Source organism: Natrinema pellirubrum DSM 15624 (genome assembly GCF_000230735.2).
Taxonomy (GTDB): domain Archaea; phylum Halobacteriota; class Halobacteria; order Halobacteriales; family Natrialbaceae; genus Natrinema; species Natrinema pellirubrum.
Window position 1 is genome coordinate 997080 of sequence record NC_019962.1, and the last position, 18856, is coordinate 1015935.

The following is an 18856-nucleotide window of genomic DNA, read 5'->3' on the forward strand; positions in this document are numbered from 1 at the left end:
TCGCGGTCCGTCAGGTTCAGTTCCCGGCGCTCGAGTCGCCCTCGCCTGCCCCCTCGGCGAACTCGTCGGTCTCGTCCGCGGCCGATGACTGGACGTCGCCCATGTCGAACGGCGAGCCGACTTCGTCCTCGTTGATCGCCCGGTCGAGCGTCCCTTTGTCCGTCACCGCACCCAGTCCCTTCTCCTCGACCGCGGACTGGATCTCACCCGCGTCGATGGCCGAGTCGACGCTCCCGTCGTTCGTCGACGATTGCAACGCGCGGCGGACGACGAGATAGCCCGCGAGCGCCGCACCGCCGGAGGCGACCGCTCCCGGAACCCCGTAGCGTTTGTACCCGAACGTGACCGCTTTCTTGCCGATCGTGTAGGCCCCAATCATGGTCATCGCTTGGATCGGTACGGGAAAGAGCGCGAGGCTTTCGTACGGAAGCCGGTCGTCCGCTGATGGGTGGCGGCCCGATGGCCTCTTCGAACCAGGTCTCAGAACGCTTTTCCCCTTCTTGTCGTAAGTTCGGGTATGGTTTCGCTGCAGGCGATCGCCGTCGCCGTCGTCGGGTTCGCGATCGTCATCGCCGCCGCGGCCGCCGTCTACCGGGACGCGAGCCGACTCGAGATCTCGCGGCCGGCGCTGTGGGCGGGGTTCGTGTTCGTCACCTGCGGGGGTGGGCTCGTCACCTATCTGGGACCGCCGGACGTACCGATCCCCGGCCTGCTCGTGATGGTGATCGCGGGGCCGGCGCTGTATCTCTTCGAGAGCGACGACACCAGACACGGCGACGAGCCCGCCGATCCGCACGCGCTGCCCGACGGTCCCGGCAGCGACTCCGCGAGCGACCGCTCCGGCGAGGAGTAGGCCGCCGTCGGTCGCCCCCGACACCACACACCTTTTGACGGGTCCCGTCCAACGACCCCCAAGATGAGCGACTCCGCGAACCCCGGGGGCGATGCAGGTGCTGATGCCACCGCCGACGGCGACGACGGCGGGCCGGCACAGGTCTCGAGTCCGGACTACCACAGCGAGAACCACACGGCCGCCCAGACCTGCGGCTGGACGGCCAACGCCGTCCGCGGCGAGGGGAAGTGTTACAAGAACATCTTCTACGGCATCGAGTCCCATCGCTGCATCCAGATGACGCCGGTGGTCAAGTGCAACGAGCGCTGTGTCTTCTGCTGGCGCGACCACCAGGGCCACGCCTACGAGATGGACGACGTCGAGTGGGACGACCCCGAGGCAGTCGTCGACGCCTCGATCCGGCTCCAGAAGAAACTGCTCTCGGGCTTCGGCGGCAACGACGAGGTCCCGGGCGAGGTGTTCGACCAGGCGATGGAGCCGCGCCACGTCGCCATCTCGCTGGACGGCGAACCGACGCTCTACCCCTACCTGCCCGAACTCATCGAGGCCTTCCACGACCGCGATATCACCACCTTCCTCGTCTCGAACGGCACCCGCCCCGAGGTCCTGCGGGAGTGTGACCCGACGCAACTCTACGTCAGCGTCGACGCCCCCGAACGCCACACCTTCGATCAGGTCGTCGGCGCGATGGAGGACGACGCCTGGGAGCGCCTGCTCGAGACGATGGACGCTCTCGCCGCGAAAGACGAGACCCGGACCGTCCTCCGGACGACGCTCGTCGAGGGTGAGAACATGCACCACCCGGACTGGTACGCCGGCTTCTACCAGCAGGCCGATCCGGACTTCATCGAACTGAAGGCGTACATGCACGTCGGCCACTCCCAGGGTCGACTCGACCGCTCGGCGATGCCCGACCACGAGGCGGTCGTGGAGTTCGCCGAGCGGGTCGGCGAATACATGCCGGCATTCGACGAGGTCAAAGAGGTGCCGGCCTCCCGCGTCGCCTTGCTCGCCAAGACCGGCGATACGTGGGTCCCAAAGCTGAAGAAAGGCAGCGAGTTCTGGGAGCGCGATCCGGTCGTGGGCGATTAGACGCGTCCCGCCAGCCGTGTCGGCCGCTCCGCTCGCGGCCTCGATTCGATCACTAATCCAGACACGCTCTTTCTTTACGTCTGATACGTCAGGTGGTCGGCCATAGAATCCTATCTGTTCCTCTAGAAGGAAACGTAATAAATGATCGATCGACTCCGGGACCGCATCGCCACCGCGCGGGAACGGGGTCGTTGATCCGACCCGACGGCGGCGATAACACTTACGTACTGAACGGATGAACGTTCTCCAGTGACTCTCCGATCGTTTATCGACGACGTCGGTTCGCCCGATCGGACGATCGCGATCGTCGCCGACGGTTCCACGGGGCCGCTCGCCGAGATGCTCTCCGACGCGTTCGCGGGCCAGCCGATCGCCGTCGAACGGGCCGAAGCCGGTTCGATCGGATCGGATCTCGACCCCGAAATCGACGTCGCGCTCGCAACTGAGGGCGATACGGCCGTGTTGCTCGAGGACGGAAAGCCGGTCGCGGCCTCGCCGATGCATACGTTGTACGACGCGATCCTCGCGATCAACTCGGACCTGTTCGTCACTGGCGCGCGCGGCATGGGTGAGATCGCCTTCCCCGACGTGCTGGCGGGGCTGGAAGGCACCCGGCTCCGACTGCGTGGCTACCCGCTCGCACACAAGGAAAAACTCCTGTTGATCGTCGTCTCGCGGTATATCGAACAGCGGGCCTGGGCGGCCGGCAGCGGCACGTTACAGAGCGCGTTCCAGCAACTCTCGCGCATCGATGACGAGATCGGGACCTACGAGACCTACGCGGAACTCGCCGAAACCGACGTCGACGTTCACGTCTACGGCGTCGACGACGGCTGTCCGCCGGAACTGGACGCGACGGTTCACACCGGGACGGGGCCGGAGTATCGGGACGGATGGTTCGTCGTCTTCGATCCCGACGATCGCAGGGCACCCGACGCCGTCGGCACCGCACTCGTCTGTCTCGAGACCGAACCCCGCGTCTGGGACGGCTTCTGGACGACCGACCCCGACCGCGTCGCGCGGATCGCGGACTACATCGCGCGGGAACTGTAGCCCGACCGATCATGGGAGGCGGTGGGTTTTTCCGTTCGGTCCCCAACTCCGGAATACGCGATAAACGCTCGTGAACCCCGTCACAGTTTCGTTACGCATGCCACATTCGGTATGCTTTTACCCGCATGGGCAATAGGGACGAGTATGTCAGTACTCACGGAGTCCGCCGTCGGGCACGACGAACTCGCCGTGCTCAAACTCCTCGCGCTCGAGGGCGGGCTCGAGGGCGACGTCAAGATCTCCTGTTCTCGCCTCGCCGAGCGGCTCGACGCCTCGAACCAGACCGCCTCGCGACGTCTCCAACGGCTCGAGAGCGCCGACCTGCTCGAGCGCGATACCGTCAGCGACGGCCAGTGGGTCGCGATCACCGACACCGGCGAGCGAGCCCTCCACGCGGAGTACGAGGACTACCGCCGGATCTTCGAGACGGACTCACAGATCTCGCTCGAGGGAACTATCACGAGCGGGATGGGCGAGGGTCGCCACTACATCTCCCTGCCGGGCTATCAGCGCCAGTTCGAGGACCGGCTCGGCTACGAGCCGTTCCCCGGGACGCTCAACGTCGACCTGCGCGAGGACAGCGTCCGCCGGCGCAGCGCCATGGCCTCGCTCGAGCCCGTCCCGATCGACGGCTGGGAGTCCGATGACCGGACCTACGGCCCCGCCGTCTGTTACCCCGCGACGATCGAGACCGCCGACGGCGCGACCTACGACGACGCCTACACCATCGCCCCCGAACGCACCCACCACGACGACGACCAGCTCGAGGTGATCGCCCCCGACAAGCTGCGTGACGAACTCGGTCTCGAGGACGGCGATCACGTCACCGTCTCGGTGGGTGATCGCGAATGACGGGTCATCACGCGGGCCCACAGTCCAACGCCGACGGCACCGGGGCGGGTTCGGGTACCGGTGGCCCGGCCGCCGATGCGTTCGACCGCGCACTCGAGTCGCTTCGGACGGGCGAGCCGATCCTCGTCCACGACGCGGCCGACCGCGAGGGCGAGACGGACCTGATCTACCACGCCGACGCCGTCACTCCCGAGGCCGTGGCCCGACTGCGCAACGACGCCGGCGGGCTGATCTGCGTCGCGCTGGGCTACGAGATCGCCGAGGCGTTCGACCTCCCGTTTTACTCGGACGCGGTCGAGCATCCCGCGACGGCCGACCACGAACTCGGCTACGACGACCGCTCGTCGTTCTCGCTGACGGTCAACCACCGCGACACCTACACCGGAATTACCGACGACGACCGCTCGACGACCATTCGGGAGTTGGGCGCGGCCGCCGCCACGCCCGAGACGACCGCGTTCGCCGAGGAGTTCCGCGTCCCCGGCCACGTCCACCTGCTCAAGGGCGCACCGGACCTGTTGGCCCAGCGTGAGGGCCACACCGAACTCGGGCTCGCGCTGGCCGACGCCGCCGGCCGCTCGCCCGCCGTCGTCGTCTGTGAGATGCTCGACGACGAGACCGGCGACGCGCTCTCCCCGGCCGACGCCCGCGACTACGCCGACCGCCACGGCTTCGCCTACCTCGAGGGCAGCGAAGTCCTCGAGCGCTGTCGATAGCCTGCCGATTCGAGCGCTGTCTCGAGTCGGCCACCAATCGCTGGCTGCCGACAACACAGCGATGACGGCGACAGCGCCGACGGGACCACACGCAGGTCGAATCGCGAACACTTAGTACGGTGGCTTGTAACACTCCTGATCATGGGATTCGACGAGATGGACGTCGACACGATCTGGATGGACGGCGAGTTCGTCGACTGGGACGACGCGCAGGTCCACGTTCTCACGCACGGACTCCACTACGGCAGCGGCGTCTTCGAGGGCGCGCGCTGTTACGACACCGAGAACGGCCCCGCGCTCTTTCGCTGGGAGGAACACCTCGATCGGCTCTTCCAGTCGGCCAAGCCCTACGAGATGGACATCGAACACTCGAAGGAAGAACTCACTGCGGCGACGAAGGAACTCATCCAGCGCCAGGAACTGCGGTCGTGTTACATCCGCCCGGTTGCCTTCTACGGCTACAACTCGCTGGGCGTCAGTCCGAAGGACTGTCCGACCCGCACTGCCATCGCCGCCTGGCCGTGGGGTGCCTACCTCGGCGAGGACGCCCTCGAGAACGGCATCGACGTGATGATCTCCTCGTGGCGGAAACACGCCTCGAGCCAGATCCCGACCAACGCCAAGACCACGGGCCTGTACGTCAACAGTATGCTCGCGGGCGAGGAGGCCCGCCGGAACGGCTACGCGGAAGCGATCGTCCTCAACAAGGAGGGCAACGTCGCCGAAGGCCCCGGCGAGAACGTCTTCCTCGTGCGCGATGACGAGATCTACACGCCCGGCCTCTCGGAGTCGATCCTCGACGGGATCACCCGCGATGCGGTTATTCGGATTGCGGAGGAACTGGGCTACACTGTCCACGACGACGTCTCGATCTCGCGGGGCGAACTCAACACCGCCGACGAACTGTTCTTCACCGGCTCAGCCGCCGAAGTGACGCCGATCCGGAAAGTCGACAACGTCGTCGTCGGGGACGGCTCCCGCGGCCCCGTCACCGAGGAGATCCAACAGCAGTTCTTCGACATCGTCGAACAGGGCTCCGAAGAGTACGACGAGTGGTTCGAGTTCGTCGACATCGAATAGCGGCTCTCTCGACTGTATAGCGCGTGACGACCCGGTTTTACCGGGGTATGATTCCACCGCTGTGGCCTGTTCCTCGAGAAGCCACTCGCCGTGGCCGGGAGCGCGCCTCGAGTACTACGAGAGGCGCGCGACTCGGGGGAGGGCAGGCGAACACCCGTTACTGACCGCGAGCGAGGCCGAAGGCCGAGCGAGCGGGCCGACGACCGATGTGAAGTGAGCGTAGTGAACGGAACGGAGGGAGGAGTGCTTTTCATCGAAGTTTTCCCGAGGGTGCGCCGCAGGCGCACCCGCCGAGGAAAAGTTCGGTGCTTAATCGTCGTCGGACCCGGTCCGCCCGGCCTCGTCGATGACGTCGATCGAGACGCCGGCATCCATCCCCCGCCGGTTCGCGTCGCCGAAGCCGGCGCTGAGAACGCGGATCAGGGCGTCCTCGACGTCCTCGTCGAGTTCGGTGATCTCGTCGGACTCGACCTCGACGACGTAGCCTGTCGTGATGTTGGGTGACGTCGGTAAGAACAGTACCTCACGCCCGTCGTCGGTCACTTTACCGGTCTTGAACGCGGTCATCCGGAGCCCCTCCCAGGTCTCGATCTTGACCGGCTTCTGCAGGGATTCCTGTTCGCCGAAGGCCGTCTCGGCGGCCATCTTCGAGGCGTTGTAGACGACCCGCATCACCGGCACGCGGTTGGCGATGTTGTCGACGAGTCGCTCGACGAGGCCGCCGACCGTCGTCCGCATCAGATAGCCGACCGAGAACGTCAGGATGATAAAGACCGTCAGGGCGACGATCACGCGGAGGAACTGGGCGATCTGCTCGCGGGTCTGGACCGCCTGTTGACCGTCGCCGGGGATAAACGCCTCGAGCGCGGCCGCGTCGAGAATGAGCCCGGGCGTCAGTCCGGCGACGAGTCCGTAGAGCCAGTAGAGCGCATAGAGCGTGACCAAGATCGGGCCGAGAACGATCAGCCCGCTCGCGAAGTCCCGCTTCCACGAAGCCATTATCCATTCCCTCACACTGCTGGCTAATGAGCCCTTCCCTTCGGTCGATACTGTCAGTCGAACGCGACTGTGCCGTGCCGGCGGTCCGAGCCGGCGACGCCCTCGTCACGGACAAATTTCAAGCCAGTAGCCCGACTACTGAGCGGCATGAGCCTCGAGGGGGAGTCGACCGAGGAGGCCGATCCGCTCGATCCGTTCCGGCAGTTCGTCTCGCTCGAGCGGGACGTGCTGGTCCTCTCGGTGGCGATGTTCGCCTTCAGTCTGGGGTTTCAGATGACGAGCCGGTACATGGGCGAGTACCTGTACGCCCTCGGGGCCTCAGGGCTGGTCGTGGGGCTGTTCGGCTCGTTCGGAAACGTAATCAGCGCGGTGTATCCCTATCCCGGCGGCGCGATCTCGGATCGGATCGGCTCGCGGTACGCACTGACCGCGTTCGGGCTGTGTTCGACGGTCGGCTTCGGAATTTGGCTCGTCGCGCCGACGCTGGCGGACGTTTCGGTCGGTCCGACCTCGCTTGCGGTCGTCGCGGTCTTTCTCGGGCTCGTCCTCGCGCAGGCCTGGAAGTCCTTCGGGCTCGGGGCGACGTTCGCCATCGTCAAGCAGGCCGTTCCCCCGTCGCGGCTGGCGGCCGGCTTCGCCAGCACCGAGACGTTCCGCCGGACGGCCTTCCTCGTCGGCCCGCTGCTTGCTGCCGCGCTCTTTTATCCGTTCGGCTCGAGCGACGGCGGGATCGTCACCGCCTTCCAGTTGATCCTGGTCGTCGCGGTCGCCTTCGGCGCGCTGGGAACGCTGGTCCAACACTGGCTCTACGACCCCGCGGGCGACGACATCGGTTCGGCGTTCGAGGGTGTCACGCAGTTGCTCGCCGACCTCCGGGCGCTGCCGGCCGAACTACGCCCGCTGCTGGTCGCGGATACGCTCGTCCGCTTCGCCAACGGGATGGTCTACGTCTTCTTCGTCATCGTCGTCACGCGCTTTCTCGAGGTCGGGCTCTCGCTGTCGCTGCCGGTGATCGGCGCGGTCGATCTCTCGCCGCAGTCGTATTTCGGGGTGTTGCTGGGGATCGAGATGCTCGTGGCCCTGGTGACGATGATTCCGGTCGCGAGAGCGGCCGAGCGCGTCGGGCTCAAGCCGGTCGTCGCGATCGGCTTTGCGGTTTATGCGATCTTCCCGATCCTGCTGATCAACGCGCCGCCGGACGCGGCCGTCCTCGCGGTTCTCTTTGCCTTCTCCGGGCTCCGGTTCGCCGGGCTGCCGGCGCACAAGGCGTTGATCGTCGGCCCCGCCGAACGAGGTGCCGGCGGTCGGGTCACGGGCGCGTACTACCTGTTGCGAAATCTGATCGTGATTCCCAGCGCCGCGCTGGGTGGGCTGCTCTGGGATGGCGTTCCCAACCCGTTGACCGGTGCCGAACTGTTCGCCGGCGATCCGATCGTCGCCTTTACCGTCGCGACCGCCATCGGACTGTTCGGGACGGGCTATTTCCTCCTGTTCGGCGAGGAGTTCGAGGCCTATCAGTAACGATCACCGTTACGGAGTCCTGCACCTGGGATGTCCCGTCTCGAGTCCGCCGGGTCGCCGCGGTCGATGGATCGGCCGGCGTTGCTCGACCGCTCGATCGGTTAGAGGAACAGGCGGTAGTAGTACGGACTGACGAACCCCTCGATCAGCGCCGCAACGGCGAGTACCATGCCGATTCCGACCAGGACCCAGAACGCCCGCTCGAGAGTGTCCGCCAGTTCGACCCGACTGGCCCGTCCCCGGAGGGTCCGCCACCCGGCCGCTCCGACGGCGATCCCCAGCGCCGCCGACACGAGGATCGCCGGAATCTCGAAGATGCCGTGGGGAGCCACGAACGCCGCCAGTTGTGTCGGATCCGTCTCGAGGCGTGCGATCGCACCGAGGAAGACGCCGTTGAAAAGCAGCGAGACGATCGCCGGGACGACGAGCGCGAGCCCGCCGTAGGCCGTCGAGAGCGCGACCAGCCAGTTGTTGCCGAACAGTTCGACGGCCGCCGCGGGCGGGAAATGTCCCTCGAGGCGGCCGGCGATCGAGGCCTCGACGGTGCCGGCGTAGGGATCGGCGACGAGCCAGCCGGCCCAGAAACTCAGCCCGGCGAGGACGATGACCAGGACGTGGGTGCCCGGATGCGAGCGGACGAACGCGGTCAGCGCCGACCAGCCACGTCCCAGGCCGGCTCTGAACTGGCCCCGAGGAGAGCGGGGCGGCGACGCGGGCGGCTCGAGCCGGTCGCGATAGCCACAGTAGACGGCCGTTTTCAGCAGGTCCAGCGTTGGGAAGAGAACGAACGACGTGACCAGCGAGCCCAGCGCGACGACATCGACGAGCGAGAGCAGTCCGGAGACCGTCGAGAGCGCGAGGAACGCCCCGACAGCCATGACGTAGTAGAAGCCAGCCTCGACCGGCTGTCTGCGGATGAAGCCGGCCGCGTGCCGTAGTGAGCCGACGACGCCCGCGTCGTCGACGACGACCGCGACCGGGGCGAACGCGAACACGGCGCGAATCGCGAGGAGCGCGATGATCGCGACGCCGACGGCCAGCAACACGACGGGGACGGCCAGCAGGCTCAACCCGCCCAACAGCGAGACGCTGCCGGCAACCACTGCGGTCACGGTCCCCACGGCGACGAGAATAACCGCCCAGCACAGTAGCTCGAGGACGAACAGGCCGAGAAAGCGCGGCCAGTACCGACGAGCGCCGGAGAGCGCGGCGACGAGTCCGCGCTCGTCCCGAAGCCGCCCGTAACAGGCCCCGAGTTGGCCCGCGGCGACGGCGGCCGAGGCGAGCGCGAACAGCGCGATACTCACAAGGACCGTCACCGCAGCGAGCGCGAGCAGCGGCGGCGTCACCAGCTGATCGACGACCGGCTCGAGGCCGGCCGCCCACGATTCGAACTGTTCGGGATCGGCGTTGGGATCGGTTGGCGGCTGTTCGAGGTCGGTCAAGTGAGTCCGAATCGTCTCGAGGCGGCCGGTCGTCGCGAGAAAGAGGTAGGCGACGGCGACGGCCAGAAACGGGACGGTGCGGACGATCGCGGGGATCGACGCACCGATGAGATAGGCCGGGAGGAAATCGCCCGGCCGGCGACGGAGGACGGCCACGACGGCGGCGACGTAATCTGACAGGGACATACGCTTCGCTTGGGCGGCGTCTCAGTTAAATGATCGTTCTCGATGGCTGAGTAGAGCCGGCAGTTCGAGGCCCTGATCGACCGGTGGGATCGCGTTATCGCGAGTACGTCTCGAGACGGACGATCCGATCGTCCGCGAGTTCGAAGACGTCCGCGAACTCGAAGAGCGTCGCGCCGTCGTCGACGACGCGACCCTGCACCGCGACGCGGTCGCCGTCGGCGATGACGGCCGCGAGTTCGTGGCCGGTGTCCGGATTCGGCCGCTCGTCACGCATGAACGCGACGAACGCAGCCCGGTCGTCGAAGGTGCGGTCGGGGCGGCGCTGGACGAACTGAGGAGCGAGGACCGTCTCGAGCGCCTCGTAGTCGTGATCGTCGAGGGCATCGTAGTAGCGCCTGACGAGGGTGGCGGGGGTCATACACGACGTTTCGTCGCGACTGACAAAAGAGTGGACGCTCCGATCAGTCGTCCGCGACGTCCCCGTCGACGGTCTCGAGGAGGGTTTCGGGTTCGGGCGGCTCCTCTCGGTCGGCCGCGGCGGCGTGAACGGGGTCGGCATCCGTCCGGTAGTCGTCGCCGGTCGTCTCGTCGCCGCGGCCGTAGTGGTCCGCCGCGCTCGCGTACCACTTCGCGGCGTTGCGCCGATCCGTCGCCTGTTCGTTCGCCCGTTCCGCGATCCGGGCGACGGCCTCGTCGTCCGCGTACCGCCTGGCGGCATCGAACGCCTCAAGCGCGTCGGTAAGCGGCTCGACGGCGGCGTCGAAGGCGGCGGCTGCCGTCACCCAGTCCTCGGCCGCGAACGCCTCGCGGCCCCGCTCGTACTCCGTCACGCCCTCGCGGTAGTGGGTGTGCGCGATCCGGTAGCGCTCGACGGCCGCATCGTCGTCGGAGATCGTTTCGATCGTCTCGCGGATCTCCGCCAGGGGCGGCTGCCGTTGTGGGTCGTCGCTCGACCAGGCGCAGTGGACAGTCCGTTCCCCATCGAGGACGAACACGGCGCGTTTGGCCGCCTGCCGGTGGCCGTACTGGTCGTCCGAAAGGACGCCGTAGGTCGTCGCGATCGAGCCGTCGCTGTCCGACACGAGCGGGAAATCGAGGTCGTAGCGGTCCGCGAACGCCCGATGGCTAAACGCGGAGTCGGTCGAAACCCCGACGATCGAAACGTCGTTCTGGAGCCCGAACAGGTCGAGATCGCGGAGTGAACAGAGTTCCTCGGTACAGCTCGGGCTGAAATCGGCCGGGTAGAAGACCAACAGGACGACGCCGCTGTCGGCGGTCACCTCGTCGAACGTGACGTGACGGATCTCGTCGTCGATCGCTGCGGGCCCGTCGAACGTCGGTGCGGTTGCCCCCGTCTCGAGCATACCACTCGTTCGGCCTACGACTGCCATATGCACACCGATCGCACGGAGCGAGCGAGTCGGATCGGCGGCACTGACCGCACCGTCGACCGGAGTCAGCAAGGGACGCGACGCGGATTCGCTTCCGGAGCGGCCGATTCGACCGCGGTTCGCGACCCTTTTGTCCCGAGCCGACCTGTGTTCGGCCGTGGAGTGTCACGTCTACTACGAGGGCGACGACGACCCCGAGAAGTGTACCGCGCGTCGCCTCGAGCAGTTCGACGAGGCGACCCTCTACCGGTCGATGGGGCAGGTGCCCTACGGGGTCGTTCTCAACCCCCACGCCGAGCAGGCGCTCTCGCCGGCCGACCGCGAGGAGGGGCTGGGGACGCTGGTCGCCCTCGATTGCTCGTGGGAGTCCGCCGAGGAGGCGTCGTTCCAGATGCGCGGCGTCCACCGGGCGCTGCCCTTCCTCGTCGCCGCGAATCCGATCAACTACGGCCGGCCGTTCCGGCTGACCACCGTCGAGGCGCTGGCCGCGGCCTGCTGTATTTTCGACGAGTACGACCGCGCCGAGGAACTGCTCGAGCCGTTCCGCTGGGGCGAGACCTTCCTGACGTTAAACGAGGAACCGCTGCGTCGCTACAGCGAGTGTGCCGACTCGAGCGAGGTCGTCGCGGTCCAGGAAGACTATCTGGCCGACGAGGAGGAGTGACACCCGACGCGAGGCGGCTCACCCGGTGTTCTCGTCGCTCGGCGGTGCCGACCGCCGTGCGAGCCACGACTCGTACCCGGCGTACCCGAGCGCGACGGCGGCGAACGATACGAGGAGGACGACTGGAACGACCGCTCGACCGCCAGCGGAGTCGCCGCTTCGGGTGACGAGGGCGGCGAACCCGACGGCGAACGCGAGGAAGCCGATCCCGATGGCCGCCAGGACGATCCGCATCGGACGGGTCGTGCCGGCCGTCTTCGGTGGCGTCGTCGGCGTCGCCGCGAGCCCCCACTCGAGGGCGCGGTCGACGGCCGCAGCATGTCGATCCGGCACCGGGACGAAACGCGGCGGACCGTGGACTCGCCGGATCACGACGAACTGCCACCGTGAGAGCGGCCCCAGGGAGAGCCGCCGGACGCCGATCACGTTCTCGAGGTCGATCACCGTTGGCCCGCCGAAATCGTCGTCCTCACCCAGTTGCAGCCATCGTTCGTCTCGCTCGAGCGTGACCGTCGCCGTCAGCGGGCCGAGAAACACCATCGACAGGAACCCGAGGACGAACAACGCAAGCGTTAGCTCGGGTACAGTGGCGATCGTGCCCGCAATGAGGACGGTACCGACGGCCGTCGCGACGACGATTCCGCGTTTCGTGAGCCGGTCGGTTCCCGCGTACTGAGCGATCCACTTGGAGCCGTTCGTCCCGTACTGAACGAGTAGCCAACAGTACAGCAGGGACATCGGACCGCCGACGAGCCCGAGGACCACGACGAGCGCCAGCGTCGATCCGGTGACCGCGCCGACTAGCGTGAAAACAGCGAGACTCAGTAGCACGACGAGCCCGAGCCCACCACCGATCCCATAAGGGGCGTACGCGGCGAGCCGCGAGAGCCAGCTGTTGTGCGGGCCCATCGTCCACCGGATCGATTCCGTAGCCATTACTCGAGCGGACACGCTGGCCGGCCCTAAATGTTGCCTCGGCAACCCGTTTTGCGGCTGCCTTCCCACGGCGACCCCAATCACAGCCGTTAAATGGGCCACGGGCGAAGCCGGGGTATGGCCAGTTTCGACGCCGCTGAGAAACGGACGCTCGAGAAGATGATCTGCATGCGCTGTAACGCTCGCAACTCCAAGCGAGCCCAGCGCTGTCGCAAGTGTGGCTACGAGAAGCTTCGCCCCAAGGCGAAGGAACCGCGCGCGGCATAACCGGCTCGGTCTCGGAGGCGACCGTTTCGGGATCGCCTCCGCACCTTACGGCGTATTTTCGATGTTCAGGTCGGCGAGTCACATCCGTAACCGAGTCCGCTGGTCGGTCGACGGGTCGAAGACGACACGGAAGGAGGTCGGATCGTGATCAGTCGTCGGCGGACGTTCCGGTATCGACCGCAGTGGCGTGGGTGACCCCCGCGATCACGCGTTCGTTGCTGGCGACCCAGCGCAAGAGCAGGTACGCGAAGACGTACTTCGCGCCGATGTCGAGCAGCGAGTACCCCCACGAGGTAAGCGCGGTCGATTCGACGAGTGCGATCCCCTCGACCCCGAGCGCCCAGACGATCGGGTACCCGAGCCACAGCACCACGGTCAACGCCCGCAAGGTGGCAAATATTTCGCCGCTTCCGGAAGCTTCGGCGTCCACCGGCCACTCCACGAGTAGTGCATACAGGACCACGAGGAAGAAGGCGCAACTGACGGCGTAGAACACCCATCGGAACGCGTACGACGAGGTGATCAGTGCCGCCGCGAGACCGGTCACGCACATCCCGACGTCGGCGGCGATGACGACGAACAGGTCAGCGGTGTCGACCCCCGCCAGCAGCCCGAGCGCCAACAGGATCAGCGGCGTCGACAGCGTCCACGTGAGATACCGCCCCCACTGGCTGAGGACTTCCTCGCCCGCGAGCGCGTGGCCGGCCGGCATCTCCACCAGTCCGGCCGTGAGCCCGGATAGCATCCCCAGATAACTCGCTATCGAGACTAACGGGATCAGAACCGTCGCGGCGAAGATCAGCCGTGCCCGATGCGCTCGAACGTTGCGGGACATGTACACGAAAAGCAGTACCGACAGGCCCGCCAGTGCAACGTTTACCCATAGCGACGCACTCAACAGCGCGTCGTTCTGGATCCGTGTCACCGCCCCGCTCTGTCCCGATTGCATCTGGACCAGTGCCCCTGTCGCACTCGCGACCAGTTCGTCGAACATCGTGCGTTCCGAGCCAATCGCTGCGCGGGCTAAGTTCTAGGCGTCGTATTGTTCGATTAATGCTTTATTTTCGTGATCTTTTTCGGCGATCCGAGGCAAGCCCGCAATACGTACCGACCCAGCATGACACGGATCCGTAACTGCAGGAGCTACGAGTGCCCCCAGATGCCGGGACCGAACCCGACCGCGTGGTCCGGCTACTCGACAGGGTAGCTCCCCCGCTCGAGCGCCATCTCGCACCCACCTTTTTCCCGCTCGGGTCGGCGTTGCCGACCGCTCACGGCAAAAATCTGGATCAAAAAGACCGCTCGCTCACGGGCGCTGCCCGTTCGCTCGCGGCCCTACTCGTCGGGATACTTCGGTTCGCGCTTCTCCGCCCGCTCGAGCGCCGTTTCCACCACGTCGTGAACATCCCCGTGGAAGACGCTACCGTGGCCAGCGTACATGTGTTCGACGCCCTCGGGCATGCGCTCGAGCAGGTCCCGGATGCTCTCGATGAGCCGCTCGCGGGACTGCCCGGCCATGTCGGTCCGGCCGAAGCTGCCGTAGTCGAAGGCCCCGTCGTCGTGGACGACGACGTCGCCGGAGAACAACGACGACTCCGAGACGACGGAAACGTGATCGTCGGCGTGGCCGGGCGTGTAGACCACGTCGAACTCCTCGTCGCCGATCCGGACGGTGTCGCCGTCCTCGAGGGCGTGGGTCCTGGTCGGATGGTCCGCGTAGGCGTAGACCTCGGGGTCGAAGGCGTCGACGACGGCCTCGAGTCGCTCGACGTGATCGCCGTGCTGGTGGGTCATGACCACGGCGTCGACATCGTCGGTGTGGCTCCGAACCTCGTCGATGACGCCGTCCCACGCGCCGGCGTCGACCAGCGTCGTGTGCCCGTCCTCGCCGATCGCGAGGAATGCGTTACAAGTGAACGTTTCCGCGCCCTCGGTGACGTGAACGACTTCCATACTCGATCACTCGAGGGCCGACGGCAAAAACGGTGTCATCGCTGCGGAACGACCTCGTCCTATCGTCCTTTCTTTCTTATATAACGGTAGCTAACTGTCGGGGCTGATCCCGTTCACGCGTGGCTACAGTGGTTCGGAAACCCTCATAAACTGGTGACCACTGAATTTTTCAATCGGTATCCCATAGGATTACTCGTATGGGATTCGGGAGCTACGACGAATCCGAACAGCAGGAAGTCGACGCCGATTTTGACGACGATGACGCAGTGAAGTCGGGAGCGAACAGCCACGACGGAACCATCGAGTTCGAGAACGGTGCCTCGAGCGACGAGTTGCTCGACCGGCTCAAGGAGATCAAAGACGACGACAGGTGAGAGATGAAAGCCGGGGTACGGGCGCTGGGCATCGCCGAATCGTACCGCGGTGATCACGATCGGAACCGAAGCACGATCGCCGGTGCCGTCGTCCGCGCCGACCGCGTCTGTGATGGGTTCGCGTACGGCTCCTGTCGCGTCGGCGGCACCGATGGCACCGACGCCGTTGCCGGGCTGGTCGACGACCTCGGCCGACCGGACGCCCGGTACGTGCTGCTCGGCACCGTTGCCCCCGCGTGGTACAACCTGCTCGATCTCACGCGTCTTTTCGAAGCAGTCGACCGACCGGTCATCGCAGTGACCTTCGAGGCCAGCGACGGCCTCGAGGCCGGCCTCCGGGATGCCTTCTCGGGACCGGACCTCGAGACGCGACTCGAGACCTGCCGGTCGCTGCCCGAGCGCCACGCGGTGTCGGTCAACGACGAGACGGTCTACGTCAGAGCGGTCGGCCTCGAGCCGGCCGAGGCTGCGGCGGTCGTCCGCGGGTTCACGCCCGAGGGCGGCCGCCCGGAGCCGATCCGGGTCGCGCGCGAGGCGGCTCGCGCCGCGGACGCGTACGCCCGATCGCTCGAGTTGGTACGGGAGGATGGCTGAAGTGCGGCTCGGGGTGTAGCGGAGGTGTGGCCCGGGGTGTGGCCGACGATCGGCGGCAACTGCGACCCGAAAGACGTAGTAGCCGCCCGTCACAGCCACCGGTATGGAAATGGAGGACTGTCGGGTCACGGAGTGTACGCGCTGTCCGGCGCTGGTCGACTCGCGGAGCCGGATCGTCAACGGAACCGGTCCCACGGACGCCGACTTACTGTTCGTCGGCGAGGGGCCGGGTGCCAACGAGGACGAACAGGGCGAACCGTTCGTCGGCCGCAGCGGGACGGTCCTCGACGACGCCCTCCGGACCGCTGGCCTCGACCGGATCGACGTCCGCATCACCAACTGCGTGCGCTGTCGGCCGCCGGAGAACCGCGACCCGACGACTGAGGAACTCGAGAACTGCCGGGGCTATCTCGAGCGCGAGATCGCGGCCGTCGACCCCGAAGTCGTCGTCACGCTGGGGAAAGTCCCCAGCGAACACCTGCTCGAGCGATCCGTCGCGGTGACCAAGGAGGCTGGCTCGCTCGAGGAGGTCCGGATCGACGGAATGCCGCGGCGCGTGTTGCTCTGTGTCCATCCCGCGGCGACGCTGTACGACCGCAGTCAGGAGGAGACGTTCGAGGACGCGATCCGGCAGGCGGCCGAATTGGCAGGGATCAGCGAGAGCGAGGGCGGACAGTCCCGGCTCGACGGGTTCTGAGCGACCGGCATGACAGATCGGCGAATACTCGCCGTGAGAACAGGCGGCGAGTAGTCGAGCGGAGACGATACCGTTCACTGAGTATATTAGTGTCGGCTGTCAAGAACTGGGACGGATGTCCTCCGCCTCTGAATTCGCCCCCGCTGATCCCGTGTGGCGGTACGGTGTGTACCTGTTTCCTATCGCACCGCTTTTGACGCTGATTTCCACCGCTGCACTCCGTTTCTTCGTCGTAGCTGCCGACAGAGAGGCCCTCGGTGCCGGACTGGTTTCTTTCGCCGTGACCGTCCTCGCCGGCTGGCTGTCGTTCCTGTTCGCCGCTGTCGTAGCGGTCGCGCTGCTCATGGACGCACTCGCGCTTCGAGACCGGCCGGGATGGAATCCGAACCCGTGGCTTGTAGGCGCGCTCGGACTCGTTCACGTCGCCGGGGCGGAACTGGCGGTTGCGTACCTGTTTTCGGTCCCAGCGATCGGGTACTACGTGTACCGACGACGGCAGCGTCTCCACGGTAGCGAGGGCCGTGGAAGAGCGGGGACCCTGTGAGTGATCGACCGGCGTTCGAGTGGCCGTCTCTCCCCTGAGGTGCGGCCGGTTGCCCGAAGGGTAATTCACTTCAACGCGCCGCTCCGAGTGAACGTATGAGCGCCGTTTCGTCTTCGACCGAGCAATCCCTCGCGTCCGTGGTCGTCGTCGACTACGGACTCGGGAACCTCCGCAGTGTCACCCGCGGGTTGGAACGTGCGGGTGCCGACGTCGAGATCACCGACGATCCGGCCGCATTCGAGGCGGCCGACGGGGTGGTCCTGCCTGGTGTCGGCGCGTTCCGCGAAGGTGTCGAGAACGCCGACCCGCTCCGCGAGGATCTCCTCGCAGTCGCCGAGCGCGGGACCCCCCTCTTCGGCATCTGCCTTGGGATGCAGATGCTGCTGACCTCGAGTGAGGAGGGCGAGACCGACGGCGAGTCGGCCGTCCAGGGACTGGATCTGATCCCCGGGACCAACGTTCGCTTCGACGAGGGTCAGAAGGTCCCCCACATGGGCTGGAACGAACTCTCGGTCGAGCGCGATCACCCGCTCGTCGAGGGGGTAGACGGCCAGTACGCCTACTTCGTTCACTCCTACTACGCGGCTCCCGACGACGAAGCGGCGACGGTCGCGACGACCGACTACGAACGCGAGTTCCCCTCGATCGTCGCGAACGAGGCAGGGAACGTCTTCGGCACGCAGTTCCACCCGGAGAAGAGCGGCGAGACGGGGCTGCAGATCCTGCGGAACTTCGTAGAGATTTGTGCCGACGAGTAAGGCGAGCGCGAGCGACCATCGGGAGTGAGCGGGTTTTGATCCGGATTTTTGCGTGATCGGTGAGAGAGCGACGCGGCCGAACTCGAGCGGAAAAAGGTAGCGCGCGAGACGGGGTGGCGTGCGAGACGGGGCTGCAGATCCTGCAATCTTGTGGAGATTTATCCTGCGGGACCTCGCGGAGGTCTGCGCCGGCGAGTCGTCCCGCCAGGACGCTACCAGCGACCGAAACGATAGTTGCCGGCCGAAACGAAGTAGTTCACCGCGATGTGCCGCTCGTTTGCTGCCGCACGCTTCTGTCTGCTCATAGATGAATACATGAGTAGGTGGCGAAGAGACACACCCCGCGTTGCCGCTGTATCAGCCGCGACGTTTTGCCTCTCCGGAGGGCCCCCCTTGAATTTCGGTTCACGGATCGCTGTAGGACTGCTAGACAGTAGATGCGTTACCGACGGTTACCAAACAGAATAACCAACAATATATACTAGTGCTGTGTGACCGTCCATTGAGTGAATTGGCTACAGTAGCGTCCAATGGCGATTGGACATGGGTTCGTCGCTCGAGACGAAACTCCCCGTCGCTTTTGGCTGTCATCGGCTCCTTTTCGGCTATTATCGGTGTCACTTTCGGCTACCATCGGTGCCGATTTCGGCTATCATCGGTACGGTTTCGGCCGAGTCGTTCGGTCTCCGTCGGGGTCACTGCGTGCCGGTACGAGTTCTGTCCACGGTGCCACGCTGTCTATCGGTCAGCCCGATCTGTGAGTCAACACCGGACCGCCACTTCGAGTCGACAGCCACCATCACAGCTATACAGCGGCAACGCGGGGTGTGTGTCCGCCGTATACAGCGGCACCGAGGGGTGAAAACCGACCGACTCACGCC

22 protein-coding genes are annotated in these 18856 nt (G+C 66.1%); 14 read left to right on the forward strand and 8 right to left on the reverse strand.

Annotated features, from left to right (window positions below; genetic code table 11):
- Positions 1 to 16: 16 nt before the first annotated feature.
- On the reverse strand, positions 17 to 379 hold the full coding sequence (locus NATPE_RS04935) for a hypothetical protein (protein WP_172637285.1): 363 nt from the start codon (positions 377 to 379) through the stop codon (positions 17 to 19).
- A 138-nt stretch (positions 380 to 517) separates the two neighbouring features.
- Here NATPE_RS04935 and NATPE_RS04940 point away from each other — a divergent pair, with 138 nt between their 5' ends.
- The 6 genes from NATPE_RS04940 (at position 518) to NATPE_RS04965 (ending at position 5646) form a co-directional block, all read left to right on the forward strand.
- Positions 518 to 853, forward strand: a complete 336-nt coding sequence (locus NATPE_RS04940; RefSeq protein WP_006179870.1) for a hypothetical protein — start codon at positions 518 to 520, stop codon at positions 851 to 853.
- Between the two features lie 63 nt (positions 854 to 916).
- Positions 917 to 1945: a 4-demethylwyosine synthase TYW1 gene (twy1, locus tag NATPE_RS04945; protein WP_006179869.1), complete on the forward strand. Its 1029-nt coding sequence runs from the start codon at positions 917 to 919 to the stop codon at positions 1943 to 1945.
- A 249-nt stretch (positions 1946 to 2194) separates the two neighbouring features.
- Positions 2195 to 2998: a DICT sensory domain-containing protein gene (locus NATPE_RS04950; RefSeq protein WP_006179868.1), complete on the forward strand. Its 804-nt coding sequence runs from the start codon at positions 2195 to 2197 to the stop codon at positions 2996 to 2998.
- 144 nt (positions 2999 to 3142) lie between these two features.
- On the forward strand, positions 3143 to 3850 hold the full coding sequence (locus NATPE_RS04955) for a DUF120 domain-containing protein (RefSeq protein ID WP_006179867.1): 708 nt from the start codon (positions 3143 to 3145) through the stop codon (positions 3848 to 3850).
- Positions 3847 to 4566, forward strand: a complete 720-nt coding sequence (gene ribB, locus NATPE_RS04960) for a 3,4-dihydroxy-2-butanone-4-phosphate synthase (RefSeq protein WP_006179866.1) — start codon at positions 3847 to 3849, stop codon at positions 4564 to 4566. The genes NATPE_RS04955 and ribB overlap by 4 nt, the downstream gene beginning before the upstream one ends.
- Positions 4567 to 4707: 141 nt before the next feature.
- The gene (locus NATPE_RS04965; RefSeq protein WP_006179865.1) at positions 4708 to 5646 is read left to right on the forward strand and encodes a branched-chain amino acid transaminase; all 939 of its coding nucleotides are present in this window, start codon (positions 4708 to 4710) and stop codon (positions 5644 to 5646) included.
- Positions 5647 to 5955: 309 nt separating this feature from the next.
- Here the strand turns inward: NATPE_RS04965 and NATPE_RS04970 are convergent, their stop codons facing one another.
- Positions 5956 to 6645: a DUF502 domain-containing protein gene (locus NATPE_RS04970; protein WP_006179864.1), complete on the reverse strand. Its 690-nt coding sequence runs from the start codon at positions 6643 to 6645 to the stop codon at positions 5956 to 5958.
- A gap of 147 nt (positions 6646 to 6792) precedes the next feature.
- On the opposite strand from NATPE_RS04970, the gene NATPE_RS04975 reads away from it, so the two are divergent.
- The gene (locus NATPE_RS04975) at positions 6793 to 8166 is read left to right on the forward strand and encodes an MFS transporter (protein ID WP_006179863.1); all 1374 of its coding nucleotides are present in this window, start codon (positions 6793 to 6795) and stop codon (positions 8164 to 8166) included.
- A 101-nt stretch (positions 8167 to 8267) separates the two neighbouring features.
- Here NATPE_RS04975 and NATPE_RS04980 read toward each other — a convergent pair whose 3' ends face one another.
- From NATPE_RS04980 to NATPE_RS04990, 3 genes are all read right to left on the reverse strand, one after another.
- The gene (locus tag NATPE_RS04980; RefSeq protein WP_006179862.1) at positions 8268 to 9797 is read right to left on the reverse strand and encodes a stage II sporulation protein M; all 1530 of its coding nucleotides are present in this window, start codon (positions 9795 to 9797) and stop codon (positions 8268 to 8270) included.
- A gap of 94 nt (positions 9798 to 9891) precedes the next feature.
- On the reverse strand, positions 9892 to 10215 hold the full coding sequence (locus NATPE_RS04985; RefSeq protein ID WP_006179861.1) for a nuclear transport factor 2 family protein: 324 nt from the start codon (positions 10213 to 10215) through the stop codon (positions 9892 to 9894).
- A 43-nt stretch (positions 10216 to 10258) separates the two neighbouring features.
- Positions 10259 to 11161 (reverse strand): redoxin domain-containing protein, encoded by a 903-nt coding sequence (locus tag NATPE_RS04990; protein WP_006179860.1) that lies wholly within the window; start codon positions 11159 to 11161, stop codon positions 10259 to 10261.
- A gap of 184 nt (positions 11162 to 11345) precedes the next feature.
- On the opposite strand from NATPE_RS04990, the gene NATPE_RS04995 reads away from it, so the two are divergent.
- Positions 11346 to 11852 (forward strand): DUF367 family protein, encoded by a 507-nt coding sequence (locus NATPE_RS04995; protein ID WP_006179859.1) that lies wholly within the window; start codon positions 11346 to 11348, stop codon positions 11850 to 11852.
- A gap of 18 nt (positions 11853 to 11870) precedes the next feature.
- Here the strand turns inward: NATPE_RS04995 and NATPE_RS05000 are convergent, their stop codons facing one another.
- Complete coding sequence (locus NATPE_RS05000) at positions 11871 to 12788, reverse strand: hypothetical protein (RefSeq protein ID WP_006179858.1); 918 nt, start codon at positions 12786 to 12788, stop codon at positions 11871 to 11873.
- Between the two features lie 117 nt (positions 12789 to 12905).
- Between NATPE_RS05000 and NATPE_RS05005 the strand changes: the two genes are divergently transcribed.
- Entirely contained in the window at positions 12906 to 13055 is a 150-nt protein-coding gene (locus tag NATPE_RS05005) for a 50S ribosomal protein L40e (RefSeq protein WP_006179857.1), read from the forward strand.
- Between the two features lie 148 nt (positions 13056 to 13203).
- Here NATPE_RS05005 and NATPE_RS05010 read toward each other — a convergent pair whose 3' ends face one another.
- Together NATPE_RS05010 and NATPE_RS05015 are read right to left on the reverse strand one after the other, a co-directional pair.
- On the reverse strand, positions 13204 to 14049 hold the full coding sequence (locus NATPE_RS05010) for a bacteriorhodopsin (RefSeq protein ID WP_006179856.1): 846 nt from the start codon (positions 14047 to 14049) through the stop codon (positions 13204 to 13206).
- 341 nt (positions 14050 to 14390) lie between these two features.
- Positions 14391 to 15008, reverse strand: coding sequence for an MBL fold metallo-hydrolase (locus NATPE_RS05015; protein ID WP_006179855.1), 618 nt, complete (start codon positions 15006 to 15008; stop codon positions 14391 to 14393).
- Between the two features lie 197 nt (positions 15009 to 15205).
- Here NATPE_RS05015 and NATPE_RS05020 point away from each other — a divergent pair, with 197 nt between their 5' ends.
- The 5 genes from NATPE_RS05020 to hisH all read left to right on the forward strand — a co-directional run bounded on the left by NATPE_RS05020 (position 15206) and on the right by hisH (position 17975).
- The gene (locus NATPE_RS05020; RefSeq protein ID WP_006179854.1) at positions 15206 to 15382 is read left to right on the forward strand and encodes a DUF5786 family protein; all 177 of its coding nucleotides are present in this window, start codon (positions 15206 to 15208) and stop codon (positions 15380 to 15382) included.
- A gap of 3 nt (positions 15383 to 15385) precedes the next feature.
- A complete protein-coding gene (locus tag NATPE_RS05025) occupies positions 15386 to 15976 on the forward strand; it encodes an endonuclease dU (protein ID WP_006179853.1) in 591 nt (196 codons plus the stop codon).
- A gap of 109 nt (positions 15977 to 16085) precedes the next feature.
- Positions 16086 to 16673, forward strand: coding sequence for a uracil-DNA glycosylase (locus NATPE_RS05030; protein ID WP_006179852.1), 588 nt, complete (start codon positions 16086 to 16088; stop codon positions 16671 to 16673).
- 115 nt (positions 16674 to 16788) lie between these two features.
- Positions 16789 to 17217: a hypothetical protein gene (locus NATPE_RS05035; RefSeq protein WP_006179851.1), complete on the forward strand. Its 429-nt coding sequence runs from the start codon at positions 16789 to 16791 to the stop codon at positions 17215 to 17217.
- A 95-nt stretch (positions 17218 to 17312) separates the two neighbouring features.
- A complete protein-coding gene (hisH, locus tag NATPE_RS05040) occupies positions 17313 to 17975 on the forward strand; it encodes an imidazole glycerol phosphate synthase subunit HisH (RefSeq protein WP_015298787.1) in 663 nt (220 codons plus the stop codon).
- The last annotated feature ends 881 nt before the right edge of the window (positions 17976 to 18856 follow it).

What these genes read in the sequence shown, in the direction of transcription:
- NATPE_RS04935 (WP_172637285.1), bottom strand. Translation starts at nt 379, where the DNA reads ATGATTGGGGCCTACACGATCGGCAAGAAAGCGGTCACGTTCGGGTAC.
- NATPE_RS04940 (WP_006179870.1), top strand. Translation starts at nt 518, where the DNA reads ATGGTTTCGCTGCAGGCGATCGCCGTCGCCGTCGTCGGGTTCGCGATC.
- twy1 (WP_006179869.1), top strand. Translation starts at nt 917, where the DNA reads ATGAGCGACTCCGCGAACCCCGGGGGCGATGCAGGTGCTGATGCCACC.
- NATPE_RS04955 (WP_006179867.1), top strand. Translation starts at nt 3,143, where the DNA reads ATGTCAGTACTCACGGAGTCCGCCGTCGGGCACGACGAACTCGCCGTG.
- ribB (WP_006179866.1), top strand. Translation starts at nt 3,847, where the DNA reads ATGACGGGTCATCACGCGGGCCCACAGTCCAACGCCGACGGCACCGGG.
- NATPE_RS04965 (WP_006179865.1), top strand. Translation starts at nt 4,708, where the DNA reads ATGGGATTCGACGAGATGGACGTCGACACGATCTGGATGGACGGCGAG.
- NATPE_RS04970 (WP_006179864.1), bottom strand. Translation starts at nt 6,645, where the DNA reads ATGGCTTCGTGGAAGCGGGACTTCGCGAGCGGGCTGATCGTTCTCGGC.
- NATPE_RS04975 (WP_006179863.1), top strand. Translation starts at nt 6,793, where the DNA reads ATGAGCCTCGAGGGGGAGTCGACCGAGGAGGCCGATCCGCTCGATCCG.
- NATPE_RS04980 (WP_006179862.1), bottom strand. Translation starts at nt 9,797, where the DNA reads ATGTCCCTGTCAGATTACGTCGCCGCCGTCGTGGCCGTCCTCCGTCGC.
- NATPE_RS04985 (WP_006179861.1), bottom strand. Translation starts at nt 10,215, where the DNA reads ATGACCCCCGCCACCCTCGTCAGGCGCTACTACGATGCCCTCGACGAT.
- NATPE_RS04990 (WP_006179860.1), bottom strand. Translation starts at nt 11,161, where the DNA reads ATGCTCGAGACGGGGGCAACCGCACCGACGTTCGACGGGCCCGCAGCG.
- NATPE_RS05000 (WP_006179858.1), bottom strand. Translation starts at nt 12,788, where the DNA reads ATGGCTACGGAATCGATCCGGTGGACGATGGGCCCGCACAACAGCTGG.
- NATPE_RS05005 (WP_006179857.1), top strand. Translation starts at nt 12,906, where the DNA reads ATGGCCAGTTTCGACGCCGCTGAGAAACGGACGCTCGAGAAGATGATC.
- NATPE_RS05010 (WP_006179856.1), bottom strand. Translation starts at nt 14,049, where the DNA reads ATGTTCGACGAACTGGTCGCGAGTGCGACAGGGGCACTGGTCCAGATG.
- NATPE_RS05015 (WP_006179855.1), bottom strand. Translation starts at nt 15,008, where the DNA reads ATGGAAGTCGTTCACGTCACCGAGGGCGCGGAAACGTTCACTTGTAAC.
- NATPE_RS05020 (WP_006179854.1), top strand. Translation starts at nt 15,206, where the DNA reads ATGGGATTCGGGAGCTACGACGAATCCGAACAGCAGGAAGTCGACGCC.
- NATPE_RS05025 (WP_006179853.1), top strand. Translation starts at nt 15,386, where the DNA reads ATGAAAGCCGGGGTACGGGCGCTGGGCATCGCCGAATCGTACCGCGGT.
- NATPE_RS05030 (WP_006179852.1), top strand. Translation starts at nt 16,086, where the DNA reads ATGGAGGACTGTCGGGTCACGGAGTGTACGCGCTGTCCGGCGCTGGTC.
- NATPE_RS05035 (WP_006179851.1), top strand. Translation starts at nt 16,789, where the DNA reads ATGTCCTCCGCCTCTGAATTCGCCCCCGCTGATCCCGTGTGGCGGTAC.
- hisH (WP_015298787.1), top strand. Translation starts at nt 17,313, where the DNA reads ATGAGCGCCGTTTCGTCTTCGACCGAGCAATCCCTCGCGTCCGTGGTC.